This window comes from Microbacterium sp. TW_SC_2, from assembly GCF_055361165.1.
Map to the genome: position 1 here is coordinate 2,159,518 of NZ_CM143952.1, position 24,353 is coordinate 2,183,870.

The 24,353-nt window shown below is 65.8% G+C and carries 25 protein-coding genes and 1 tRNA gene; 13 read left to right on the plus strand and 13 right to left on the minus strand.

Features of this window, described 5'->3' with window-relative positions; all coding sequences use genetic code 11:
- Positions 1-350: 350 nt before the first annotated feature.
- A complete protein-coding gene (locus ACWA14_RS10250) occupies positions 351-1,523 on the minus strand; it encodes a tyrosine-type recombinase/integrase (protein ID WP_463793046.1) in 1,173 nt (390 codons plus the stop codon).
- Between the two features lie 387 nt (positions 1,524-1,910).
- The gene (locus tag ACWA14_RS10255; RefSeq protein WP_463793048.1) at positions 1,911-2,312 is read right to left on the minus strand and encodes a helix-turn-helix domain-containing protein; all 402 of its coding nucleotides are present in this window, start codon (positions 2,310-2,312) and stop codon (positions 1,911-1,913) included.
- A gap of 475 nt (positions 2,313-2,787) precedes the next feature.
- On the opposite strand from ACWA14_RS10255, the gene ACWA14_RS10260 reads away from it, so the two are divergent.
- The 4 genes from ACWA14_RS10260 to ACWA14_RS10275 all read left to right on the plus strand — a co-directional run bounded on the left by ACWA14_RS10260 (position 2,788) and on the right by ACWA14_RS10275 (position 5,365).
- Entirely contained in the window at positions 2,788-3,603 is an 816-nt protein-coding gene (locus ACWA14_RS10260; protein ID WP_463793049.1) for a metallophosphoesterase family protein, read from the plus strand.
- Complete coding sequence (locus tag ACWA14_RS10265; protein ID WP_463793050.1) at positions 3,596-3,802, plus strand: antitoxin VbhA family protein; 207 nt, start codon at positions 3,596-3,598, stop codon at positions 3,800-3,802. The genes ACWA14_RS10260 and ACWA14_RS10265 overlap by 8 nt, the downstream gene beginning before the upstream one ends.
- Positions 3,799-4,173, plus strand: a complete 375-nt coding sequence (locus tag ACWA14_RS10270) for a hypothetical protein (RefSeq protein ID WP_463793051.1) — start codon at positions 3,799-3,801, stop codon at positions 4,171-4,173. Before ACWA14_RS10265 ends, ACWA14_RS10270 begins: the two co-directional genes overlap by 4 nt.
- Positions 4,174-4,330: 157 nt before the next feature.
- Positions 4,331-5,365: a hypothetical protein gene (locus ACWA14_RS10275; RefSeq protein WP_463793052.1), complete on the plus strand. Its 1,035-nt coding sequence runs from the start codon at positions 4,331-4,333 to the stop codon at positions 5,363-5,365.
- A 122-nt stretch (positions 5,366-5,487) separates the two neighbouring features.
- Here the strand turns inward: ACWA14_RS10275 and ACWA14_RS10280 are convergent, their stop codons facing one another.
- Both ACWA14_RS10280 and ACWA14_RS10285 read right to left on the minus strand, forming a co-directional pair.
- Complete coding sequence (locus tag ACWA14_RS10280) at positions 5,488-5,883, minus strand: hypothetical protein (RefSeq protein ID WP_463793054.1); 396 nt, start codon at positions 5,881-5,883, stop codon at positions 5,488-5,490.
- Positions 5,884-5,909: 26 nt separating this feature from the next.
- The gene (locus tag ACWA14_RS10285) at positions 5,910-7,049 is read right to left on the minus strand and encodes an SIR2 family protein (protein WP_463793056.1); all 1,140 of its coding nucleotides are present in this window, start codon (positions 7,047-7,049) and stop codon (positions 5,910-5,912) included.
- A gap of 118 nt (positions 7,050-7,167) precedes the next feature.
- Here ACWA14_RS10285 and ACWA14_RS10290 point away from each other — a divergent pair, with 118 nt between their 5' ends.
- Positions 7,168-8,202 carry a hypothetical protein gene (locus ACWA14_RS10290; protein ID WP_463793059.1) on the plus strand — a complete coding sequence of 345 codons (1,035 nt, stop codon included), beginning with the start codon at positions 7,168-7,170 and terminating at the stop codon, positions 8,200-8,202.
- Between the two features lie 35 nt (positions 8,203-8,237).
- Here ACWA14_RS10290 and ACWA14_RS10295 read toward each other — a convergent pair whose 3' ends face one another.
- The 4 genes from ACWA14_RS10295 to ACWA14_RS10310 all read right to left on the minus strand — a co-directional run bounded on the left by ACWA14_RS10295 (position 8,238) and on the right by ACWA14_RS10310 (position 12,258).
- Positions 8,238-10,088: an AAA family ATPase gene (locus ACWA14_RS10295; protein ID WP_463793061.1), complete on the minus strand. Its 1,851-nt coding sequence runs from the start codon at positions 10,086-10,088 to the stop codon at positions 8,238-8,240.
- A complete protein-coding gene (locus ACWA14_RS10300; protein ID WP_463793062.1) occupies positions 10,085-10,567 on the minus strand; it encodes an ABC-three component system middle component 2 in 483 nt (160 codons plus the stop codon). The genes ACWA14_RS10295 and ACWA14_RS10300 overlap by 4 nt, the downstream gene beginning before the upstream one ends.
- On the minus strand, positions 10,560-11,675 hold the full coding sequence (locus ACWA14_RS10305) for an ABC-three component system protein (protein ID WP_463793063.1): 1,116 nt from the start codon (positions 11,673-11,675) through the stop codon (positions 10,560-10,562). Before ACWA14_RS10305 ends, ACWA14_RS10300 begins: the two co-directional genes overlap by 8 nt.
- Before the next feature lie 151 nt (positions 11,676-11,826).
- Positions 11,827-12,258: a hypothetical protein gene (locus tag ACWA14_RS10310; protein WP_463793066.1), complete on the minus strand. Its 432-nt coding sequence runs from the start codon at positions 12,256-12,258 to the stop codon at positions 11,827-11,829.
- Positions 12,259-12,424: 166 nt separating this feature from the next.
- Between ACWA14_RS10310 and ACWA14_RS10315 the strand changes: the two genes are divergently transcribed.
- The 6 genes from ACWA14_RS10315 (at position 12,425) to ACWA14_RS10340 (ending at position 16,247) form a co-directional block, all read left to right on the plus strand.
- A complete protein-coding gene (locus ACWA14_RS10315; protein WP_463793068.1) occupies positions 12,425-13,225 on the plus strand; it encodes a glycosyltransferase family 2 protein in 801 nt (266 codons plus the stop codon).
- Entirely contained in the window at positions 13,222-14,103 is an 882-nt protein-coding gene (locus tag ACWA14_RS10320) for an endonuclease/exonuclease/phosphatase family protein (protein ID WP_463793070.1), read from the plus strand. The genes ACWA14_RS10315 and ACWA14_RS10320 overlap by 4 nt, the downstream gene beginning before the upstream one ends.
- Before the next feature lie 79 nt (positions 14,104-14,182).
- Positions 14,183-14,779, plus strand: a complete 597-nt coding sequence (locus ACWA14_RS10325) for a DUF2238 domain-containing protein (RefSeq protein WP_463793073.1) — start codon at positions 14,183-14,185, stop codon at positions 14,777-14,779.
- A gap of 102 nt (positions 14,780-14,881) precedes the next feature.
- The gene (locus ACWA14_RS10330) at positions 14,882-15,163 is read left to right on the plus strand and encodes a hypothetical protein (RefSeq protein ID WP_463793076.1); all 282 of its coding nucleotides are present in this window, start codon (positions 14,882-14,884) and stop codon (positions 15,161-15,163) included.
- A 163-nt stretch (positions 15,164-15,326) separates the two neighbouring features.
- A tRNA-Leu gene (locus ACWA14_RS10335) sits at positions 15,327-15,408 on the plus strand.
- A 74-nt stretch (positions 15,409-15,482) separates the two neighbouring features.
- Positions 15,483-16,247, plus strand: a complete 765-nt coding sequence (locus ACWA14_RS10340; RefSeq protein WP_463793078.1) for a DedA family protein — start codon at positions 15,483-15,485, stop codon at positions 16,245-16,247.
- Between the two features lie 18 nt (positions 16,248-16,265).
- Here the strand turns inward: ACWA14_RS10340 and ku are convergent, their stop codons facing one another.
- On the minus strand, positions 16,266-17,117 hold the full coding sequence (gene ku / locus ACWA14_RS10345) for a non-homologous end joining protein Ku (RefSeq protein WP_463793080.1): 852 nt from the start codon (positions 17,115-17,117) through the stop codon (positions 16,266-16,268).
- A 92-nt stretch (positions 17,118-17,209) separates the two neighbouring features.
- Between ku and ligD the strand changes: the two genes are divergently transcribed.
- The gene (ligD, locus tag ACWA14_RS10350; protein WP_463793082.1) at positions 17,210-19,207 is read left to right on the plus strand and encodes a non-homologous end-joining DNA ligase; all 1,998 of its coding nucleotides are present in this window, start codon (positions 17,210-17,212) and stop codon (positions 19,205-19,207) included.
- A gap of 15 nt (positions 19,208-19,222) precedes the next feature.
- On the opposite strand, the gene ACWA14_RS10355 is transcribed toward ligD, so the two are convergent.
- The gene (locus tag ACWA14_RS10355; protein ID WP_463793085.1) at positions 19,223-20,143 is read right to left on the minus strand and encodes a cation diffusion facilitator family transporter; all 921 of its coding nucleotides are present in this window, start codon (positions 20,141-20,143) and stop codon (positions 19,223-19,225) included.
- A gap of 200 nt (positions 20,144-20,343) precedes the next feature.
- Between ACWA14_RS10355 and ACWA14_RS10360 the strand changes: the two genes are divergently transcribed.
- Positions 20,344-22,236 carry an alkyl/aryl-sulfatase gene (locus ACWA14_RS10360; RefSeq protein WP_463793087.1) on the plus strand — a complete coding sequence of 631 codons (1,893 nt, stop codon included), beginning with the start codon at positions 20,344-20,346 and terminating at the stop codon, positions 22,234-22,236.
- Between the two features lie 69 nt (positions 22,237-22,305).
- On the opposite strand, the gene ACWA14_RS10365 is transcribed toward ACWA14_RS10360, so the two are convergent.
- From ACWA14_RS10365 to rph, 3 genes are all read right to left on the minus strand, one after another.
- Entirely contained in the window at positions 22,306-22,698 is a 393-nt protein-coding gene (locus ACWA14_RS10365) for an SHOCT domain-containing protein (protein WP_463793088.1), read from the minus strand.
- Between the two features lie 271 nt (positions 22,699-22,969).
- The gene (gene rdgB / locus ACWA14_RS10370) at positions 22,970-23,563 is read right to left on the minus strand and encodes an RdgB/HAM1 family non-canonical purine NTP pyrophosphatase (protein WP_463793089.1); all 594 of its coding nucleotides are present in this window, start codon (positions 23,561-23,563) and stop codon (positions 22,970-22,972) included.
- On the minus strand, positions 23,563-24,300 hold the full coding sequence (gene rph / locus ACWA14_RS10375) for a ribonuclease PH (protein WP_463793091.1): 738 nt from the start codon (positions 24,298-24,300) through the stop codon (positions 23,563-23,565). Before rph ends, rdgB begins: the two co-directional genes overlap by 1 nt.
- Between the last annotated feature and the right edge of the window lie 53 nt (positions 24,301-24,353).

Consider the following 24,353-nt stretch of genomic DNA (forward strand, 5'->3'; position numbering starts at 1 on the left):
AAAGTCTCGCTGACACCCCGGAACGGCGCACCCTGTGCCTTTCTCGGGACGCCTTCGATCCACGCGGAGCCACTCATCCATGGTGAGACCGCTCTTCGAAGCGGTGGCCGTCCATGCCTTCCTACAGCTCGGACAGAGTGTTCCCCTGTCCACGCGCACCCCGCATGCCGCCTTCCGACAGAAGTTTATGACGGTGAACGGGTGACTGGGGTCCGGCGTGTATATCAGGTTCTCAGCATCGAATTCGCCCGGTCGCCAGTCCAAACGGATGCTGTCGTCAAGGAATGTGATCCAGCGCTGACCGTCGTCGTCGGCTTCAGCGAGAGCAGCGTGTTCCCCTGAGAGAGACATCACTCGTCGAACCCCAACAACTCGAACGCTCGCGGCTGAAGCGATTCCAGCGCCGCCTTCTTCGCCGCTTCTAGACCGTGAGTATAGAGCTGAGTAGACCTCTCGTCGCGGTGGCCGAGTAGCTCCTGAATCACGTCGGCGGGTTGCACGTCGCATTCGTATCCGCGCGCGAGCCGAGTAGCGAAGGTATGCCTTAAGACATGAGGACCGCTGAGGGGGTAGTCGATCTGCGTACTCAGTCTTGCTATCACACCTCGCATGCCCGAGGCGGACATCGCGCGCCCTTGATAACGGTCGCTCGTATATAAATTGACTAGGACGTGTCGGCTCGCGTCCCGTTCACCGAGCAGAGCGTCCTTCTCGATGACGTAGTCCACGTACCGGTCGATGAGTCGAGGTGGCACAAACAGAGTGCGTTCCGCCCCTTTAGCACGCGCGCCATTCTCGGTGGGGTTCCCCATCCGAACATGAAGGTGGGGGTCGATCAGTTTGCATCGGAGCTTGGTGCTACCGCCACCGAAGTGCAGGTCTTCCTTGAACAGGGACAAGGCTTCGCCCGCTCGGATTCCGAGGAAGTACAGCAAGTCGACCATGAACCTGTCCCTGGGGTTGAGTTCCGCTGCAACAAGCCGCTGTCTCGCGGCGGCGTCCTCGATCCACTCAAAATCTTCGTCCGCGTTCGGGCCGAGCGGCCGCAGTTCGGAAACGAGAACCTCCTTGGTCCTGCCGTACTCGCCGCCTCCAGCGCTACCGGGGGAGAAGTAGCGCGTCTCAGTCATCTTCGAGACGATGTCCGTTTTCAGGAGTCCTCCAGCATCCGCCCACCTATAGAACGAATAGACAGCGCCCATGTACAAGGCCACCGTCTTGGGTGACCGTTTCGGGGACGCTGCAACTGTGCGCATCCACATCCGCAGCTCGGGCAGGGTCACCGAGTGCCAGTCGACCGTCAACCCCGCCCAGTTCAGGTACTTCGCGACTCGCATCCCGTAGTGCTTCGCCGTGAGCGGAGATTTTCCTGCGTCAACCAATGAGCGCAGCCACAACGAACCGTCTGGGTGAAGTCGATTGTCCGCGGACGCAATGACCCACCGCTCAGCTCCATTCGGAAGTACCGCAAGTCGCGCTTGGAAGGTCCCGGTGGGAACCTCGTCAGTTCGGGAAGTGTCCACGAGGTGCCACCCTAACAGGAAATTTTTACCTCCTGATCTGGGACAAGTTGGACATGTCCAACTCTCCGTTGCACATGTCCAATGACCGCGCGGCTGGTAAAATCCCGCCTCCCGTCAATCAGCGCCCTTCGTCCGTCCGACTCGCCTAGTTGAGGCACCACGACGAAAACCGGGCGGACCACTTCCCGCAGAATCGAGTCAATCTGGAGCCCCATCCATCCACTGACTCCGGTCGAGAGCGACACCGGCGGATGCTCCACCCCGCTGATTGCTCTTCGTATTCACTGGCGGTCAGAACACCTCGGGACCGCAGGCCCACTGAGCCACAGACGACTCGTCATCGACACGCCGGCGTCCGCTGGAGCCTCCGCGTGCGTGCGGGCGTTTCTAGCGCGCGGTAACATCCGGGATGTCGGCGGGGATCAACTCGAGAAGTGGAACTTCGAACACCTGCGAGAGCGCGACCAGGGTCCGAAGACTCGGGTTGGCGGGGGCGCCGCTCTGCACTTCGCCCCTCTCGTACCGCTGGTAGGTGAAGCGCGTGAGTCCCGCCCGGTACGCAACCGTTTCCTGCGACAGACCCCGTTCCGTTCGAAGGCGGTAGATCTGTAGACCAAGCTGAGTCGCAAAGTCACGCCATCCGTCGATAGCACCCGACTTCGTTCTCGCCACCGTCAAAGCCTCCCGAGAAAGGCACTGCGCAATGGCCTTTTCTATGTGGCATAATTTCCACAGCCTCACGAAACATTCACTCCATCGACCGGCGCAACCTCGCGTCTCGACCTGCACGTGTGCCGCTGCGCATCGGCTCCGGGTCGCCTCGATGCGTAGGTCCCGTTCAGGTCGACCCCGATTGTTGAGTAGCAGTGACTGATTCCCGACCGATCTGGTGGAGTGCCGCAGAGGTCGAGGCTCCCGACGCTTGGATCGCGGCGTTCAGGGCGCTCACCGATGAGGAGCGAGCCGACGAAATGGGCTTGTCCGCAGCCATCTTCATCGCGCGAACTCGTCGCCGGACGGGGCGAGGACCCACGTTCTCCGAACTGTTCGCCGAACTCTTTACTCATGAGCCGCTTCACCCGGAGTGGCCTGCCGGACTCACCTACCCCACGCGGGCCTCGATCCACCATGCGTTTCGTCTCCATGTGGCGATTCAGTGGAGGCGGCGTGGCTGGATCAGCTGGGTTCCGGGCGTCGAGAAAAGTCTGCGCGTGGGGCCTACCTTCCGTAAACAGTCCCGCGCACGCCAGGCCGAGAGGTCCCGATGAGGGCGCTCGAACACGCCGCGACCATCGACCTGCCCGATCAGCGCGTCGCAGTGTGTGGTGACTGGCACGGCAACATCGGCTGGGTGAGAACGCTCTCCCGCGTGCTGCCGGCGTTGGCTCCCGACGTGACGACGATCCTCCAGCTCGGTGACTGGTGGATGGATCCCGATCTCGTCGACGAGGCCCTCGCCGACACGAACATCGACCGCATCTACGTCACGCTCGGCAACCACGAGCCGTGGTCCGACGTCACGCCGCTCCTCGACGAGCGGCCTGGTTCAGCGGTCCGAGTCTCGGAGATCACCTGGCTGCTTCCGCGGCCCGCCAGACTGAGCATTGGTAGACGGTCGGTTGTGTCACTCGGCGGTGCCGCCTCTGTCGACCGGCTCTGGCGAACCGCAGGCGCTGGCTGGTGGCCGGACGAGAGGGTCAGCGATGAAAGCGTTGCCGCGGCCATCGCCGGCGGTCCTGCTGACCTGATGTTGACGCACGAGTCTCCTGCTCGTACGCCCGTCCGCGCCGTGCGAGAGGTCCTGCGGACGAACCCGATGGGTTTCCCTGACGAGACGCTCGCGGAGTCCGCGCAGTCGCGTGAGCGGGTCGCCCAGGTCTGGGACGCAGTCCGACCAGAGCTGCTGATGCATGGCCACATGCATGTAGCCGGCGGCGGGGCGACCAAGGACGGGCGCCGTGTAGCGAGCTTCGGCCGGGACACGATGCAGGGCAGCCTCGCGTTCCTCGGTCTGAGGACACTGCGCCTGGAGGTCCCGACGGTACAGCAGATGAGAGAGGCGGCGTTCCCCGATGGGTAACGACGACCACGTCCGAACGCGGGAGGAGCGGCTGGACGGAGTCCTCGAAGCGTTCCACTCCTGCCGCCTCGACGGCCTTGCTCCGACACGTGATGCGATCCAGGACGCCTGGGACTACATCGAAGGTCGCCGCACCCTCGACGAGCTCATCGACGACGTCGTGCGCCGGCACACCCGCCGTCCCGAGGATCAGCCATGACCGACGTGAGCCCCTGGGCGAAGATCGTCGGCCCCTGTTACTCAGTGGCGAGCATGGCCCGCACACTTGGGTGGACGGAGGCCAAGGTCATGGTCGCGGGGAACGATCTCCGCCTCCTCATGCTGACCACCGACGACGGCGTGGACCTGTTCCCGGCGTTCCAGCTTCAGGGCGGGAAGATCGTCGACGGGCTGCAATACGTTCTCCGAGTTCTCGAGACCGGGACCGCGGGCAGATGGACGTGGGCGCAGTGGTTGAACGTCGCGTTGCCCGACAAGGATCCACCCCGCAACATCACGCTGCTCTACGAGGGCCGCTTCGAAGAGGTGCTACGAGGCGCCCGGCACGACGCGTGGTCTTGGAACAGCTGAGGGCGAGGACGAGGCGCCACGCCGTAGACCATCGTGAAGCCCCAGGAAGCCAACACTCTCGCATCGGTCGGGCAGACTGTGCCTAGGCCGTCGAGAGGAACATATGCACCTTCAATTACGCGCGGAGAGCGTCCATCTTGGCGAGGAACACGCCAAGATGCTCGACAACGAATTCTTCCTATCCAATCCGTCCGCTTACTTCGCGTCGCGAATCTCATCGCTTCTAACCGCGGAGCGGGAGGTAGGCGTACCCACAGCGGCCGACCATCCGGAATTCTTCGAGGCCCTCAGCCTGACCGACGCTGATTCTCTGCTTGCATTCAATGCTCAGGACCGTCGAATGCAGGTGGCCGTTGAAGCGCTCAGCCTCCGACACCAGGCTGCTGAGGCATTGATGCGGTTCGCGTATGCCGTGACCGCAGCCTCGCCGAGCGGTGGAGATGCGAGCTGCGTCTGGCTGGAAGTTGCGGATAGCCCGAGGGCGCTCGTGGATGTGGTCACGAAGACAGTTGCTGCGCTGGAGGCCGACGACTCACTGTTTCTCCGCGCCTTCTTCCCGTCCGGTGAACCTTTTGACGACACTGCCGCAGCGGCCGCGGACACCGCCGTGGCGTGGATGAACCACGCGAGTGCGCTCCTCACCGGCGATGAACTGTCCGTAAACGCGGCTAATAACAAAGTGAAACACGGCCTCGCGGTGAGCGCTCGCGGAGACATACGCATCGAGCTAGTGACAACACCTTTGGAGGATCCGAGTCGGATCCCCGTCAGCGCGTTCGGGACCGGCAAGTCGGTGCCGATCTTCGACCGTCCAATGCTGACCTATCTCAGCCGCCCCTACGTGAAGCCAAAACACGGAGTCGAGGCAATCTCCCTGCGGGTCGACGTCCCAGTGGTACTCGCGGAAGCATGGATGATCGCCAATGTCTACGCCGCGATGTTTAACGTCCGCGCTCGCCAGCACTTCGGCGATGACATCCCGGACGGCATCGCACCGTACCCAACTCTCGTTGTTGGAAGGCTCCCGGAACATGTGATCGGGGGACGCCCACTTGGGTATCGGTCGGCGGTGACGCTTCCCCCTGATGGCACCACGTCGCCGCGCACCTCAGGCTTGTTCTTCCACGGCAGGTTCGTCTCGATGGACATTGACTACGACAGCAAAGTCAGCGGCAGGGTCGTTGACGGCTAGATCCAAGCGTCGTCTGTCGGATAGTGGTGGCCGACGTCTGCGTGGCCGTGGTCACCAGGCAGGGGCGAGCGATGATCGCCCCTGCTGCGCTCGGCGTCGGCCCATGCCGACCGCAGCACGACCTAGCCGTCTCGCTGCTTTCGCGCCGCCAGCGACGTCGATCTGGCGAAGCGCGGGGCCCGCTCTGGGCGTGGCCCGACGCCGATGATCGCTGCGGGAATGGCGGTGAGCCACGGCAGGCGTCGGAGGACGCCCACGAGGCGCCGCGGTGGCTGGATGGTCTTGCCGCGCAGGGCGGGGCCGATAATCTTGGCGTGCATGATGCGTTGCAGGCCCTGGATGAGGAAGGTGGGGAGAGCCCGACGACGCTGCACCCTCGCGAGGACGCGGCCGGAACGCGGCCCGGCCAGTGCGCCCGCCTGGAGGGGGCCGGCGAGGAGTCGGGCGGTGGCGACGGCGTCCTGGACGGCGAGGTTGATCCCGACGCCTCCAATGAAATGCCGCAGGTTTTGTGCCACGGATCAACAGAAGCCCTCAGCCGCTGCTATGCAGTGAACCAGCGCCAGGTGGCCTGGGTGTGCATCCCGTAGGCTCCGCGCTCGTTGCGCCGAAGCCAACTCTTCGAATCCGCATCTTCCGCACCCCAGCCGAGCGCATCCTCGATCTCTTCTCTGGACGGCGACTTGCCGTGGGTGACGACCAACACCCTGGGCTTCACCTGTCGTTTGGTGAACTCCCGACGGAGCAGATCGTTCACCGCGATGTCCCGAAAGCTGTAACCGACAATAAGCCAGTGGTTGGATCGAACGAGACCGCGGTTGAACATCTCGTACGCGAGCTTGAACGGGTGAGCCTGGACATCGTCGATCTTCTGACGCTCTCGATTCAGGACGACCAGCGGCCGGAGATCCGTCCTGCCCTGCCGGAGCTTCTTGAACAGGCGTTTGGCCCTCACTGTTGAGCGGTCGAGCTTTCCCAGCTGCGAGCCGTTCTGGGTTGCCCAATAGGTCATCGAACCATGCAGGTGAAGGAGGTGGACTGGGAACCTCGTCAGCGTCGGAAAGTCCGAAGCAGTTTGACGAAGCTGCATCGCCGGGATCCTCTCGCTTCCCATCTGCCAAGTCTTCCACCCGTGTCCGAGGTCGGCAAAGCCGCGCGTGTCCACTGTCATCAGCGCGGCAAGGAGGATTGTGTCGTAGTTGAGGTTCCCGAAGCTGATCCGACCAGGGAATGCTTCGTATATCGCGCGCAGTAAGTCGTTGAGCGGCTCCGAGTCTGTGTAGCTGCTCTTGCTGTTCTCATAGACGACCTCGAGCACATGGCCAGTGCCCACGTCCCGCAACTCCTGCGCAAACCTAATTACCTTCTTGAGAGACCGTCGGAGACGTCGATCCTCCGGATACGAGAGCTCGGCTAACGACCGCAGGTGACTGAGACTACGGCTCTCCGCCCCGAACGCACCGACGAGACGTTCAAAGTCATGGTTGCTCGTCTCGCCAGGGGGAAGCCAGGCGTCCGCGAGCTCTCGCATTGCGACGACCACGTTCCGTCCTCCATCGCCGGAGTTCAATATGCGCTTCCGTACCTGCTCAGTGATGTTTGAAAGCATGAGCTTTTCGTTGAAAGCGATGGATAAGCCATTGCCGACGAGCACTGCAACATCGCGGTCACGCGTACCTGGCATGGGAGCTCCTTTCGCTCGACTCTGATAGACAGACTACGGAGGCGTCGCTGTCCGCCTGGCCGAGTGACGACCTAATCCGCGCCTGTCACCGTGGACGACGTGCGAAAGGGGATCAGACATGTCGACGAGTTCGAAGGCGCGCCGTTCGCAGCAGGCGACGAAAGTCGCAGCGCGCAGCGCGTCCGCGTCAGGAACCATCAAGTGTTTTGTCGAAGCCACCAAGCGACCGGACGGTCGACCCGACTTCGCGCTGCTAGAGAAGAAAACCCGCCGCAGGCTACGGATACTCGCGGATGGGCCCGTCCATCGGGCAGTTTCTCCAATGTCAAACCTCCTGCGGGATTGCTACGCCCATGGCGGTGGGCTCATTGACCAGTGGAAGCGCACAGAGCACATCGCTATCTCTGCTCCGGTTTTTACACAGGATTCCGACGAGATCGCGGTGTGGCTCGATGCAGATTTCTCGGTGAAGGTGAGCATCACTACGGCGGACGTCGCCTCCCCGCCCGTCTCAGTGTGGTGTTACATCGAGGAGTATGCAGGCACGTCCAGCGATGTTCTCGGCCTCCGACTCCGCGAGAAGGAGACCGGCCGCAAAGTCGAGATCTTCGGGAAGAGCAAGGAACATCTAACGAAATTTCTCGCCAGCCCGACGTTCACTGGCGTGGGGGCAATGATGCCGAACCTCACCGAGAAGAACGGCTTCCGCGACTACGTTCTGGTATCCGGCGGAACCGCCGTGAACTCATACGATGTGCTGCTGTTCGACGAGGACGCAGCGCTGACGTACCTTCTCGGCCCTTCACCGGACACCGCCTACAGAGACGCTTTCCGTGCCCTGGAGACGGAGTCGGCCACGGACGCGCAAGCGCGTACCGCTCGCTCGCACCTTGCAGCGGGCCACTATCGGGAAGCGATTCTCGCCGCACGCCTGGCTGTCGAAACCGCGTGCGGTGGACGGTCCAGCGATGTGAGAGCTGCGCTCGCGAATTCTCCTCAATCGGTGATGGATGCAGGCAACACCCTCCACGGGATTCGACATGTTGCTGTCCACGAAGGCGACACTCGAATTGAACAGCCCGTCGCCGCGCAGGCACTTCAGGCCATGGAAACAGTGCTCGACTACCTGAAGTCAGCGCCCAGCACCGCCTAACAGCGCTTTTCAGCGCACCTAGCGCGATCCGAGGATCAAAACGCGGGCTGAACGTCTACCGGAAAGTAACCGTATCGCCCAAAGTCGGATTTGGTGAACACGACATCGACGTGTCCGTCCAACCCGTCCGCCGGCGGATCAGTATTCTCCATCACGACGACTTGAACATCGACGGAGAGATGCACCGACCTGTAAAAGTTGGCCACCAAGTCGGGAGACAGCGACTCGGCGCCATCGACCGATGCGACATCATTCGTGTCCGGCGGACGATACGTGACCAGCGGGGAGTCAACTACCACGAAGCCGGGATGTGGCAGCCCTCGGGAAGCGCAGTACTGCGCCAACCCGATGCTGAAGGCTGCGTGCAGGATAGCGCGCACACCCTTTCCATGTGCGGCACGAAGCTGGCCCCCGGCAATCACATCTTGCTCATTACGGTCGTATCGAACGCTTGAACTATCGGGGAAGCCCCACTCTGCGAGCAGCGCCGCCATTTCGCGCGAGAACTCGTCGAGGGCAGACAGAGAGAGCAAATCAGCAGCTGTAGCTGTCTCCGCGGCTCGTTCCGCCATCAATACCGTGAGTCGATGGCGGAGATCGTCAAGTTGGTCGTAGACATCGAGTGACTTCTCGATATCACGGCGAGTCTCGGCCAGCTGTCTCACTGCGCTTCGACTTGGAGCAAGCTGGGTTTCTGCATCCTCCACCGCAGCGCGGTGCGCCTCGAGTTCATCTGTGCAGTCGGCGAACGAGGACCGGATCTGCGAGATCTCGTCGTCGAGGTCGCCGAGGGTAGCGAGCAGATCGTCACGAAGATCTGTCGTCTTGGCAATCTCGGAGGCGATGGAAGCGACAACGTCGTGCCTGTCGTGCTCGCCCCCAGCATCAGGGTTCGATCCCAGAACGCTCCCACACGCGGGGCAGACTTCGGTGCCGAAGTAGCCCAGCAGATCTCCGGCTTCCGAGATCATCTCCATGCGCGCGAGGTCGGATGCATACTGCTCCGCGAGCAGAGAGAGCCGCGCCTTGAGAGAGTTGGTTTGTGAGAAGCGGCCGCGCAGAGCAAGTAAGGAGCTTTGCGTGTTTGAAAGCGTCTGCGCGGCCGCAGCACGCGACGCAATGAAACCGTTGAATGTTTCTGCTTCGGCCTCGATAGTCGTGACGAGTCGCGCGAGCTGATCTCGAAGCGCCTCTCGCTCGGGTGTCTCATCTAAGCGTTGCTCCAACGAAGCGATGAGGCTCTCGAGAACCTCGGCTTTGGCGGCCCGAGTTCGAACCCGGTCGTCGCGGGACGGAACTGGCTCCAAATTTGAGTCATCTTCGCCCTGCAGCAGTAGCCTCAGGACCGCAATCTCCTTGGTCCGAGAGATGTAGCTGCCGGTCAGAGCTGGTGATGTCTCTGCCTGCATCGCAGTCTCGTCAACGACACAAAGGTGGGACAGATTCCGGAAGCTAAGGGAGTCGGTCTCGTTGCGAGCGTTGCGCCGAACACGACGCTCGTCGAGCCCAATCTCCCTCAACAAGAATCGAGAGAGGTTGTCCTCCGTAGCGGCGTTGTGCTTCGCCGCCAAAGTAAAGCTGGGGGGCACTTCAGGGCGACGACTCAGAATCTCCTCGTAGACGCCGATCCGACCGCCACGAACACTACGCACGAGAGTGTATTGGTCGCCATCCGCCGTAGCGATGCCAAGCATCACATTGTCGTAGCCGTCCCTCTCGGGCACCTCCTTGAGGCTCGACCCCCCGAGCGCAAAATCAATCGCGTCGACGATGAACGACTTGCCGGTGTCTGAAGGACCTCGAACTACTGTCAGCTTCCGGCCGAAGTCGACCTGCGCGGATGGCACGTTTTGACCGGTCATCGTGAGTCGGACAAGCCGGATCATCGGGTTCCTTCCAGTTCCATATCGACAGCCGTCTCAAATTCTTCGGAACGATGACCAAACACCGCGCTCATGAGCTCGCGCAGACTTTGGTCATCGACGTCGTCATAGCTATCTACAACCCACCTAATTCGTTCACGGAGCAACTGGCTGTAGCCAACCGTCAAGAGATTCAGAAAGCCGGGTGCTCGCTCGGTCGCACGGAACTCAATCCCCGTTATTCGCGCGTCCATCTCAACCAAGCCCACTCGGCACGCAAGCTCCACCCCCGCGGAGATAATTGTTCGCTTCATGCCGAGCTCACCGCTGCGGAGCGGTAGCGCGGGGTGAATGCTCGAAGGGCCTCCGAGGTCACCACTGTGCAGGACGGCGTGATCCAAAAGCACCAGTCTTGCAAGGTCATAGCCCTGCGGAAATGCCTCAGCCAGTAGCATGCTGACCCGTAGGCCCACCTCGAGACGACCGTTCAGATAGTCACTCATGCGAACGCACCCATGTCAGTCGGTCTCCGTTGGCGAGATGATGACATAGTCCTTTGCGGTCGTTGGGGCCGGCCATCGAAACGAGACGGTGACCGTCAAGCGCCACTTGAGTCGAATGGGTAAGCACCGCGCTCAGACGGTCACGTCCGGAACTGTGGGTCGTGTCCGCCACCTCGACAACGCCGTCGTACATGTCGTCCAGTAGGGATTCAAACGTTCCCGGCGGAACGGAATCTCTCGCGTAAACCCTCAGCGCCTCGGCGCTATAGAAGGAGTATCTCTGCCTGCGGAAGTGCTCGCCGTGCTCTGGGTGCGCGGAGATCGTGTCAGCGGCGAGGTCGTCTTCCGAAGATGCTTCGCGATAGACGTCGAGTAGCTGCTCGGCGTAACGCTGCTCTTCGATGCCGAGAGCCGCCGGCGGCTGTTCAACTGCGGGCCGTTGGGGCAACGCGACATCGAAACGTGCCGCGTGATATCGGGTCCTAGCGTGCCCCTCCAGCAGTTCATGTAACTGCATCGCGACAAAGATTGAGTAGTTGACATTCTGGGCAAACTCTCGAAGGGCGATTCGAGAGTCGTCCGACATGCCGCGGACGTGAACGGAGGCTTCTTCGAGCGCCTGGAGGACTTCCTCCTTGAACTTGCTCGGTCGACTGAGGAGGCGATTGAGAGTTGGTCCGCATCCTTGCGGAGCCATGAACACATACCTGCGCGGCAGCACATACGATCCTTCCATCGCATGTGTCAGCAACTTCACTACCTCGGGAAGGACGTCAGACAACGTTAGGGCCGATGCGTAGTGCTTCGCCTGGAAACAATCCCACACACCCTCGAAGCCGTCGCTGGTGAGGAACCCAGCCACGTCAACACCGTGGTCATTCGATCCGCCGAGTCGTTTTACTTGCTCATACTGCGGGAACAGCGAGGTTGCCCACTCAAGGATGAACTGCTCCCAGTCGACCGGATCGTAAAAGTAGACACGGTGCTGTGGTTGCGTGGGCGATGTAGACCCGGGATCTAAACGGACAGCACTCGGCTCCGCCAGCTCGCTAAGCTCCGCTCCGCCGCCGACGTTGCCGGCGCCATCACCATCCCCCGCATAGGTCATTCCTGGTCCCCCGAACAAACGTTCTCGCAGACTACCAATCGGACGCCCGCTGGATTGCTCGCGACACACATAGATGACATCCAACAATCCGATGTGTCAACTAAGGCTTAGCGCGCCGTGCTTGACAATAACTGACAGGCTTCGCTGGACTCTAGATAACGTCGGGCAGCGAGGCGTCGACGAACGGTTGACTGATGTCCACCCGGCGCCCGGAGGACTGCAGCATCCTCTCGACGAGATCGCGCAGGGTGCTCTCGCTCATCTGCAGGTCGAGCCGCTCCGCGACCCCGCCGCGCGCGACGAACACGCGGGCCGGGCCGTTCAGCCAGATCTCCTCGATCTCGGGGTCGTCGAGCAGCGACTGCAGCACCCCGAACCCACTCACGGCGGCCAGCACGTCGCGCACGCACGCGACCTCATCATCGATCAGCGCCTCGCCCCGGGCGAGGGCCAGGTCGTTGTGCCGACGGACCTCGGCCTGAGCGACCCGACGCGCGGCGTCCGGCACGACCGAGGGATCGGTGTTCTCCGCCCGCAAGCGCAGGCGGACGCGCTCGGCGACGGCGGTGGAGGGAGGAATCACCCGAGCATCCTCGCAAGATCCCGACCACCCCCGCGGAAGTTATCCACACCCCCGCAGCCACACCCCGCCGCACTACCCGACGCTTCCCGCCTCGTCAACCGATTCCGGGCTGGACACCGCGGTCCTCTAGCCTGAGAAGACGACCCGCCGAGGAGAAGTACACGTCGTGACGCGCCCCACACCCGCCGGAGCATCCCCCACCGTCTCGGTGGTGATCCCGGTGAAGGACGATGCCGAGCATCTCCGGCAATGCCTGACCGCTCTGGCCCGTCAGACCCGCCGCCCTGACGAGATCATCGTGGTCGACAACAACTCCACCGACACCTCGGCCGCCGTCGCCGCCGAGAGCGGAGCCACGGTGGTGCACTGCGCTCGGCTCGGGGTTCCCGCGGCGAGCGCGGCGGGCTACGACCGGGCGTCGAGCGATCTGATCCTGCGCCTGGATGCCGACTGCGTGCCCGCCGACACCTGGGTCGAGGCCACGGCGACCGCGTTCGCCGAGCATCCGCAGGTGTCGGTCTTCTCGGGCGGCGCCCGCTTCATCGACGGCCCCCGCCTGCTGCGCACCCCGCTCGCCGGGCTGTACCTGATCACGTACGGACTGTTCTGCGGCCCCGCGCTCGGCCATCTGCCTCTGTTCGGATCGAACCTCTCCTTCCGGCGCACGGCCTGGCTCGAGATCCGCGAGCACGCGCATCTCGACGACCCCGAGCTGCACGACGACCTCGACCTCGCGTTCCACTTCGGCGAGCGCCACCGCATCCGCAGCCTGCCGCACCAGGAGATGGGCATCTCGATGCGTCCGTTCGCGAGCAGGCGTGCGTTCGCCCGGCGCATCCGACGCGGCTTCCGCACGGTCGTGGTGCACTGGCCGCAGGACTTCCCGCCCGTCCGCTGGGTGCGACTCGCCCTGCGCCGCGTGCTCCACCGCCTCGGCGTGCTCACCCCGGCCCAGGCCCGCCGATGACCGCGCCACTGAAGACCGTGCCGCCGACGACCGTGCCGCTGATCGGCCCCACTCCTGCACCCGAGCTGCACATCATGACACTGAACGTGCGTCGACGCATGGAGGGTCGACTCGTGCGGAAAGCCGACCGCTGGAGCATCCGTCGCCCGCGCCTCGCCGCGCTGCTGCAGCAGGAGCGCCCGACGGTCCTCGGGACGCAGGAGGCCCTGCCCGACCAGGCGTCCGCGATCCGCGACGCGCTCGGCCCGACGTATCGCTTCGTCGGGCACGGACGCCAGGCGGGCGCACGCGGCGAAGGCTGCCCGCTCTTCTACGACACCGAGCGCCTGACACTGCTCGGCGCACGGCAGGTCGCACTCTCCGACCGCCCCGACGCACCGGGGTCGACCTCGTGGGGTGCCGTCATCCCCCGTGTCGCCGTCTACGCCACCTTCCGCGACCGCGTGACCGGGGCCGAGCTGCTGGTCGTGAACACCCACCTCGACGTGTTCTCTGCACGGGCCCGCGTCCGCGCCGCCGAGACCATCCGCCGGGAGATCGCCGCGCAGGCACGTCCGGCCGTGGTGCTGGGCGACCTCAACGCCGCACCGCACACCCCGCCGTGGGACGCATTGACCGCCGAGACGACGCTCGTCGATGCCTGGACCACCGCCGCCGCGCGCCTCTCCCCGGAATGGGCGACCTACGGCGGCTACCGCGACCCCCGCCCGGGTCGGCGCATCGATGCGATCCTGGTCTCGCCCGCGCTGTCCGTGCCGCGCATCGTGATCAACTCCCGCTCTTTCGCGGGCGGATGGCCGTCGGATCACCTCTCCGTGCAGGCCGTCCTCCGCGTGCCGGTCGCGGATGCCGACGCAGGAGCGCGCGACCATGGGTGAGACGCAGGAAGCCGCGCCCCACAGCGCGAGGAGGAGCATGAGCAGGACAGCAGGAGCAGAGATGAGAGCGGGAGCAGGCATGAGTGCGGAAGCCAGCATGAAGGAGGACTTCCTGCGGCGTCCGCATGGTGCCGCCGAGTACGTCGCCGACGCCCTCCGCGTCGTCGGGGTGCTGCTCGTGATCGCTGCGGCGATCTGGTCGACGCCGACGGATGCCGGCATCCTCGCCCTCGCATTGCCCGCCCTCATGCTGCCCCGGGTCTTCGGCATGGCTCCCTGGTTCGACATCACCGTCTCCGTGACGGTGCTGGTCGCCGCGGGGAGCAACGTGCTCGATCTCTACCGCACCGTCGCCGGGTGGGACCTCGTGGTGCATTTCGTGTGCACGGGCGTGATCGCGGCGGCGGGATACCTCGTGCTGGCCCGCTGCCGCGTCGTGCCCGCGCAGGGAACGGCTGCGTTCACCCGGCGCACGGCGATCGTCATCTGCACGATGCTCGGGCTCGCCGTCAGCGCGGTGTGGGAGATGATCGAGTGGGCCGGGCGCACCTTCGTCACCACGGAGATCTTCGTCACCTACGAGGACACGATCGGCGACATGGCGGTCGGCGGGCTCGGAGCCCTCGTGGCCGGCGTCGCGGTCGCCTTCATCCGCCTGGAGCGCACCCGGGCGTGACGTCGCGTCAGCACATCGCTCCGGGAAGTGCAAGGGTGCTGACTCCGGTGGGGAGGGGCTGGTTCATTGGCTCGAACGCGTCCCACGAGCGAAGGAGCAGACATGTCCGATCCCTCCACCGTCCCCTCGGTTCCCGGCGAGCAGCCGACCGGCCCCGAGCCGGCCGACCCCGGTCAGACGCCTCCCGGCCCCGCGGTGCCGTCCCCGTCCGAGCCCTCTCCGGCGTTCCCGGACGAGCCGACGCCGCACCAGCCCGACGAGCCGCTCGCTCCGCATCCGGCCGAGCCGCTGGCGCCGAATCCCCCGGAGCCCCTGGCTCCGAACCCCGCAGAGCCCTCGGCTCCGAACCCCCAAGAGCCGCTGCGCCCCGGATTCGCGTCCTGACCCACACCTCTGAGATCGCCTTCCGCACCCTGCGGGAGGCGATCTCTGCGTCTGCGCGTCACGCGTGCTCCCGGCACCCCGCACGTTCCTCGGGAGGGCGCCCGAACTGCGGGCCGATCCCCAGAATCGCGCGCCTCGGCGGTCAGTAGAATGAGAGCACCGCGCGGGAGTGGTGGAATTGGCAGACACGCAGGATTTAGGTTCCTGTGCCCCAGGGCGTGTGGGTTCAAGTCCCACCTTCCGCACGAGGGGTGCAGCCGCATCCGCTCTTCGCACCGCCGACCAATAACGACCGACGGGAATCTCAGTGCTCGAATCGATGCTGCACGCACCCACCGCCCTCATCCCGTGGCTCGACCCCGCGATGATCATCGGCGCGGCGGGCCCGTGGGCTCTCCTGGTCGTGTGCTTCATCGTGTTCGCCGAGACCGGTCTGCTGGTCGGCTTCCTGCTCCCGGGCGACACGCTGCTCGTGATCGCCGGCCTCCTCACCCACACCAGCAACGTGTTCGGCGTCAACATCTGGGTGGTGTCCCTGCTCATCGCGCTGTCCGCCTTCGTGGGCGGCGAGGTCGGGTACCTGATCGGGCACAAGGGCGGCCCCGCGATCTTCGAGCGCAAGGAGTCCGGCCTCTTCAGCAAGAAGAACGTCGAACGCACCAACGCGTTCTTCGAGCGCTTCGGAGGCATCACGGTCATCCTCGCCCGCTTCGTCCCGATCGTGCGCACCTTCGCCCCGGTCGCCGCCGGTGTCGGACACATGCCGTGGCGCCGGTACTCGCTCTACAACCTCATCGGTGCGCTGCTGTGGGGCTTCGGGCTCACGATGGTCGGCTACCTCATCGCGTTCATCCCGTGGGTGCGCGACCTCGTGGTCGACTACATCGACGTCATCCTCCTCATCGCGGTGGGCGGCACGGCGATCGTGACCCTCTGGCACTACCTCTCCGAGCGCCACAAGGCCAAGAAGGCCGCGGCAGCGGGAGAAGACGTCGTCACCGACCCCGAAGAGGCCGAAGAACTCGTGCTCGATGCCGAGGTGTTCGACCGGGCTCCCGACCTCGACGGCGACGGCAAGCACTGACGCTCGCCGTCGGATGCCTCAGCCGGTCTTCTTCGCCGGCTTCTTCGCCTTCGCGGGCTTCTTCCCGCTCTCGCCCGCCTTCTTCTCCTTCGAGCGGGCGACGCTGGCCCGCAACGCTTCCATCAGGTCGATGACCTCGCCGCCCTTCGCCGCGGCATCCTCGTCGCCGAACGTCTCCGAGACGTCGAAGCTCTCGCCGGCCTCGATCTTGGCGTCGATGAGGGTGCGGAGCTCCTTCTGGTACTCGTCGACGAACGCCTCGGCATCGAAGTCGGCCGAGTAGCTCTCCACGAGGGAGGCGGAGAGCTCCAGCTCCTTCTTCGAGATCGTCACGTCCTCCTTGAGCGCCGGGAAGTCGGCCTCCCGCACCTCGTCGGCCCAGAGCAGCGTCTGCAGCACGAGGACGTCGCCGCGCACACGCAGCGCCGCGAGTCGCGTCTTCTGCCGCAGCGTGAACCGCACGATCGCGGTGCGGTCGGTCTGCTCGAGCGTCTTGCGCAGCAGCACGTACGCCTTGGGCGAGGCGGAATCGGGCTCGAGGTAGTAGGGCTTGTCGAGCGTGAGCAGGTCGACCTGCTCGGAGGGCACGAACTCGACCACGTCGATCTCGCGGCTCTTCTCGGAGGGCAGCGCCGCCAGATCGTCTTTCGTGAGCACCACGGTCGTGCCTTCGTCGACGTAGGCCCGATCGATGTCGGCGTAGGCGACGGTCTCGCCGCACACCTCGCAGGTGCGCTGATAGCGGATGCGGCCGCCGTCCTTCTCGTGCACCTGATGCAGCGACACGTCATGATCCTCGGTCGCCGAATACACCTTCACCGGCACGTTCACCAGCCCGAAGGTCAGCGCGCCCTTCCAGATCGTCCTCATGCCCCCAGTGAACACCAGCGGCGCCCACTGCGGCCAGTCCCTTGACGCGGCGCCTCCCCGCCGTCCTGCCTCGCGGACAGTAGCCTGGCGACATGGCGGCAGACGGTCAGATCGTGCAGATCGAGGGCCGTCGACTGCGCGTCACGAACCTCGACAAGGTCGTGTACCCCGACACCGGCACCACCAAGGGCAAGATCTTCGCGTATTACTCCACGATCGCGCCCCAGCTGCTGCCGCTCCTCGCCGGGCGTCCCGTCACACGCAAACGCTGGGTCGAGGGGGTGGGCACCGCCGCCGCGCCCGCCGATTCGTTCTTCACGAAGCAGCTCGAGCCCGGGGCGCCCGACTGGATCCCCCGGCAGGCGATCCAGCACTCCGACGGGCCCAAGGAGTACCCGCTCGTCGATGACGTCCCCACGCTCGTCTGGCTCGCCCAGGTGGCGGCGATCGAGCTGCACGTGCCGCAGTGGCGCTTCACCTCCGAGGGGCTCCCGGGGCGTCCGGATCGCCTGGTGCTCGACCTCGATCCCGGCCCCGGCGTCGGTCTGGCGCAGTGCGCAGCGGTGGCCCGCATCGCACGCGGCCTGCTCACCGACATGGGGCTCGACCCGCTCCCGGTCACCAGCGGGTCGAAGGGCATCCACCTCTACGCCGCGCTTCCCGGCGAGCAGACGAGCGCCGAGATCTCGGCGGTCGTGAAAGAGGTCGCCCGTCTCATCGAGAACGAACATCCGGACCTCGCGACGAGCGTCATGTCGAAGGCGGTGCGCGGCGGCAAGGTCTTCCTCGACTGGAGCCAGAACAACGGCAAGAAGACCACGATCTCGCCCTACTCGCTGCGGGGACGTGCCCAGCCCTGGGTCGCGGCGCCCCGCACGTGGGACGAGCTCGACGACCCCGACCTCGCGCAGTTGACTCTCGACGAGGTGCTCGAGCGCGCCGCCGCCGGCATCGATCCGCTGGTGAGCCTGCATCCGGGTGCGGCGGACGTGGCGCCTCCCGAGTCGGCATCGCCACCCCGCCCGTCGGCAGCGCCGCCTGATTCTTCGTCACCGCCGCCCCGTCCTAAGACGTCGCATCGCCCTCGTGGCTCCACCGCACCGGCGGCCGACGTCACGCTGCCCACGCTCGCGCCGATGCTGGCGGAGCACGGGACCGCCGGTCGTGCGCGGTCGCTGTCCACTCCCTCGTGGGTGGAGGTCAAGTGGGACGGCATCCGGGCCATGGGCACGTGGAGCGAGGGGCGGATGCGACTGCACGCCCGCAGCGGGACCGACATCACCGCGCGCTACCCCGAGCTCACCGCCGACGGAGCGCCGTTCCTCCCGGTCGACGACGCGATCGTCGACGGCGAGGTGGTGGCGTTCGACGATCAGGGGCGTCCGAGCTTCTCGCTGCTGCAGAACCGGATGCACCTCACCCGGCCGCGCGAGATCGAGCGCGAGGTCGTGCGCACCCCCGTCGTGTACCTGCTGTTCGACCTGCTGCGCCTCGACGGGCACGACCTCACCGATATGCCCCTGCACCAGCGCCGCACCCTCCTGCAGGATCTCGCGAGCGACCTCGATGCCCCGGTCCGCATCCCGCCCGTGTTCGACGACCTCGACGCGGCCCTCGCCGCCAGCGACGAATTCGGGCTGGAGGGCGTGGTCGTGAAGGATCCGGCGTCCCGCTATCGACCGGGCGTCCGCTCCCCCCGCTGGCTCAAGATCAAGCACACCCGCACGCAGGAGGCGGTGATCGTCGGTATCCGCCCGGGCAAGGGCGACCGGGAGGGGTCGATCGGGTCGCTGCTGCTCGCGGTGCGCGACAGGGCGGGCGGAGCGCTCCGCTACGTCGGCCGCGTCGGCACCGGCTTCACGGAACGCAGCCTGCGCGATCTGCAGACCCGGCTCGATCCCCTCCGGACGCAGGGCCCCGGGCTGGACGGGGTGCCGGCCGCCGACGCCTCGGACGCGCTCTGGGTGCGGCCGGAGCTGGTCGGTGAGGTCGAGTTCGCGAACTGGACACCGGACGGGTCTCTCCGTCACGCGCGCTGGCGAGGTCTGCGGCCGGACAAGACCGTGGACGAGGTCGTCCGCGAACCCTGACCGCGCACGACGGCGTCAGGCGTGGTGCGGCTCGCAGTCGGACTGCTCGGCGGGTTCGATCTGGAACGTGGAGTGCGCCACGTCGAAGTGCTCGGCCAGACAGCCCTGCATGTCCGAGAGCAGCAGGGACGTGCGTCCCTCCGCGAACAGGGCGGGGTCGACGATGACGTGTGCGCTGAAGACCGGAGCGCCCCGGGTGAGCTGCCACACGTGCACGTCGTGCACCCCGACCACCCCGTCGTAGCCGAGGAGGTGCTGACGGATGTCCTTCACGGCCGTGCCCTGGGGCGCCGACTCCGACAGCACCGAGAACACTTCGCGCAGCAGCGTGATCGCCCGCGGGATGATCATCACGGCGATGAACAGCGACGCGATGGCATCCGCCGGCATCCACCCCGTCGTCACGATCACGATCGCGGCGACGATCACCGCGGCCGAGCCGATCAGGTCGCCCATGACCTCGAGATAGGCACCCCGCACGTTGATGCTCGTGCGCTGCGCCCGGCTGAGCAGCCACATCGAGACGGCGTTGGCGACCAGACCGATGGTCGCCACGATGAGCATGAGGGAGCCGGCGACCTCGACCTCGCCCGGATCGATCAGACGCCCCACGGCTTCGACACCGACCCAGCCCGCGAGGAGGATGAGGATGACGGCGTTGATCAGCGCACCGAAGACCTCGGCGCGCTGATAGCCGAACGTGCGGCGGTCATCAGCGGGGCGCGCGGCCACGGCCGCCGCGATCAGCGCGATCAGCAGCGCGGAGGCGTCGGTGAACATGTGCGCGGCGTCGGCCAGCAGCGCGAGCGATCCGGTCAGCACCGCCCCCACGACCTGCACGAGCATGATCGTCGCCGTGAGGCACAGCGAGATCGTCAGCAGACGACGGTGCCCCGCCGAGCGGATGCCGCCGGCGGCGGGAGCGTGATCGTGCATGCCTCAAGGCTAGACCGGCTTTCCCCCGGTGATGGCCGGTTTCGGCTAGTCGGGAAGGGTAACGAGAACCATCATCACCAGCAGGAGCAGGGCAGCGACCGCCCGCGCGGATCGCCGTCGGACGGATGCTCGACGCGGACGTCGCGCGCCTGAGGACCAAAGGCCCGGATCGAGGCCGCCGAGCGTGGCAGCATCCGGGCATGACCTCGTCCTCTTCTGCCACCGAGGCGACTCGGCGCGCGATCGCACAGTCCACCGCGTCGTTCCCCTTCCACGACCGACAGGATTTCATCGATGCCGAACGCGGACTCATCGCGCGCAGCACCGCCCGGCAGATCCGTGCCGCCGACGGACGGGTGGTGTGGGACCTCGACGCCTATGCCTTCCTGGACGGGCCGGCGCCCGACACCGCGAACCCCAGCCTGTGGCGCCAGGGCCAGCTCTTGAGCAAGGACGGCCTGTTCCTGGTCGCCCCCGGCATCTACCAGGTCCGCGGCTACGACCTCTCGATCATGACCCTGATCGAGAGCGACACCGGTGTGATCGTGGTCGATCCCCTCCTCACGCGGGAGACCGCCGCTGCCGCCTTCGCCCTCTACTCCGAGCATCGCGGGCATCACCGCGTCGTCGCGATGATCTACACCCACTCCCACATCGACCACTTCGGCGGGGTCAAAGGCATCATCACCGCGGAGGACGCGGCGAGCGGCCGCATCCCGGTGATCGCCCCCGAGGGGTTCATGGAACACGCGATCAGCGAGAACGTCTACGCCGGAACCGCGATGGCACGGCGAGCGGGCTACATGTACGGCGCGGCCGTCGCCAAGGGACCCGCCGGGCAGATCGGCGCGGGCCTCGGGCAGACGACCTCCACCGGGGAGGCCACCCTGATCGCCCCCACCGTCGACATCACCCACACCGGTCAGGAACTCGTGCTCGACGGCGTGCGGATCGTCTTCCAGGTCACCCCTGGCACCGAGGCCCCTGCCGAGATGAACTTCTTCCTCCCCCATGCGCACGCGGTCTGCATGGCCGAGAACACGACCCACACGCTCCACAACGTGCTCACGATCCGCGGCGCCCTCGTGCGCGACGCCCGTGCGTGGGCGCAGTACATCACCGAGGCCATCACCCTCTGGGGAGACGACCTCGACGTGGTGTTCGCCTCGCATCACTGGCCGACCTGGGGCCGGACGCGCGCCGTCGAGTACCTGGCACTGCAGCGGGACATGTACCTCTATCTCCACGACCAGACCCTGCGCATGATCAACCAGGGATACGTCGGCTCAGAGATCGCCGAGACGCTGGAACTTCCCCCGGCCCTCGCGGCGGCGTGGCACACGCACGGGTACTACGGGTCCTTCAGCCACAACGTGAAGGCGGTCTACCAGCGCTACCTGGGCTGGTACGAAGGCGACCCCGCACGGCTGTGGCCTCACCCACCCGCTGAGTCGGCGCGACGCTACGTCGAGGCGATGGGTGGTGTCGATGCCGCCGTCGCGCGCGCCGCGACCGCCTCCGCCGACGGGGATTACCGGTGGGTCGCCCAGCTGCTCGACCACGTGCTGTTCGCCGATCCCGACCACCCGCAGGCGCGAGAACTGCAGGCGGATGCGTTCGAACAACTCGCCTTCGGGTGCGAGAACGGCACGTGGCGCAGCGCCTATCTCGCCGGTGCCCACGAATTGCGCCACGGGTCCTTCGGAACACCGGTCGCGGCCGCGTCGAGCGACCTGCTCGGAGCGCTGTCCGTGTCCCAGATCTTCGACAGCATCGCCGTGCGCGTCGACGGCCCCCGCGCCTGGGACCACCGGGTCGTCCTCTCGTGGGTGATCACCGACGAGAACACGGCCTACGTGTGCGAACTCCGCAACGGCGCGCTCAACCATCACCGCGTGCCGGCAGCGGTTCCGGGAACGACCACGTTCCATGTGACTCGCCCCATCCTCATCGGGCTCATCACCCAGAACATCGAGCTGTCCTCCGCCGTGGAGTCCGGCGCCATCAGGATCGAGGGCGACGTCGCGCACCTCGGACAACTGCTCTCGCTGCTCGCGCCCGTCGACCCCGACTTCGCCATCGTCACCCCCTGAGGAATCGATCCGGGTGCAGAAAAGGGCGGGCCCTCCGAGAAAGGAGGGCCCGCCCTCTTCTGTACTCGATCAGGCGTGGGCGAGGATCCTGCCCTTGAGTGCCTGATACTCGGTGTCGCTGATGTCACCGGCATCCTTCAGCGCCTTGGCCCTGCTGATCTCCTCGGCCGGCCGATAACCGGCGACGTCACGGATGTAGGCGTCGCTGGCCTCGCGAGCCGCCTTGATCTCCTGCGACTGGCGTTCGGCCATGCCGCGTCCACGCGCGATGAGGTACACGAGCGCGGTCAGGAAGGGAACGGCGACCAGGAAGACGACCCACAGCGCCTTGAGCCATCCGTTCAAGGCCCGATCGCGGAACAGGTCGCCGACGATCGAGAAGAGGACCATCAAGTACGCGATGAAGATGAAAGCGGAGAAGAACCATCCGATGATGTCCCAGAAATTCGCCCAAAAGCTCATGACTTACTCCCGCGTGTGTGTCCGTCGTCTCGGGATGATCCGACGTGTTGCGGCGACACTACGATCCGCAAGAACCTCATATGCGGGTCCTAGGTCCCATCCCTTCGGGCGGTGGGAGGGGGTGCCGCAGCCCTCTTCCGGGGAGTGGGTCTGAGGGGTCGCGCGTCGGTGGCGTCCTCCGAGCGCGTCCTGACGGACCCCGGCATCGTCCGCGGGTCAGCGCAAGGCCGTCTCGCCTCATCGGCCGCAGCCTTGAAGAACTCGAGACGCCTCAGAGCGTGGCGAGGAGCGGTACCAGTTCGTCGAAGGCCCGGGCCCGGTGCGACTGCGACTGCTTCTCGTCGGCGGTGAAGTCCCCCACGGTCCGCTCCTCGCCCGCCGGCTGACCGTCGGGGATGAAGATCGGGTCGTAGCCGAAGCCGCCCCCACCCGATGGGGTGTGCGCGAGTCGTCCCGGCCATGTGCCGACCACGACGTGCTCCGCGCCGTCGGCGGTCACGACGGCGATGGTCGAGGTGAAGTGCGCGGTGCGATGCGGGTCGGCGATGTCGTGCAGCTGATCCAGCAGCAGCTCCAGGTTGGCCGCGGCATCCTTCTTCTGACCCGCCCAGTACGCGGAGAAGATGCCGGGAGCTCCGCCGAGCACGTCGACGCAGATGCCCGAGTCGTCGGCCAGTGCGGTCAGACCCGTGTGCGCGGCGGCCGCCCGCGCCTTGATCAGAGCGTTGTCCGCGAAGCTGAGGCCGTCTTCCACAGGCTCGGGGCCGTCGTAGCCGACGATCTCGAGGTCGGGGCGCGACTGCGCGACGATCTGCTGGAACTCCGCGACCTTGTGCGCGTTGTGCGTCGCGAGGACGACCTTCATCACTCGGCCGCCAGAGCGGCCTGCTGCTGCTCCTTGAGCGTCGCGCATCCGGCGACACCCAGCTCGAGCAGGGCATCGAGTTCGCGCTTGTCGAACGGTGCACCCTCGGCCGTGCCCTGCACCTCGACGAACAGGCCGCGGCCCGTGACGACGATGTTCATGTCGGTCTCCGCGCGCACGTCCTCGACGTATGCCAGATCGAGCATGGGCTCTCCGTCGATGATGCCGACGGAGATCGCGGCGACCGAATCGCGCAGCGGCGTCGCGTTCTTGCCGATGAACTTCTTCTCGCGACCCCACTCGATCGCGTCGGCGAGCGCGACGTACGCCCCCGTGATCGCCGCGGTGCGGGTTCCGCCGTCCGCCTGCAGCACGTCGCAGTCGATCACGATCGTGTTCTCGCCCAGCGCCTTCGTGTCGACGACGGCACGGAGCGCCCGGCCGATCAGACGCGAGATCTCATGCGTGCGCCCGCCGATGCGCCCCTTCACGCTCTCGCGGTCATTGCGGCTGTTCGTCGCCCGCGGCAGCATCGAGTACTCGGCGGTGACCCAGCCCTTGCCCTTGCCGGTCAACCAGCGCGGCACGCCGTTCGTGAACGAGGCGGTGCACAGCACCTTGGTGCCACCGAAGCTGATCAGCGCAGAGCCCTCGGCGTGAGCGCTCCACCCCCGTTCGATCGTGACCTCGCGGAGCTGGTCGATGGAGCGGCCGTCGGCGCGGACGATGTCGGTCATGGGTGTCCTTCGTTCGGGTGGGGCTTCGGGTGGAAAGTGACGGCCGCGGCGCG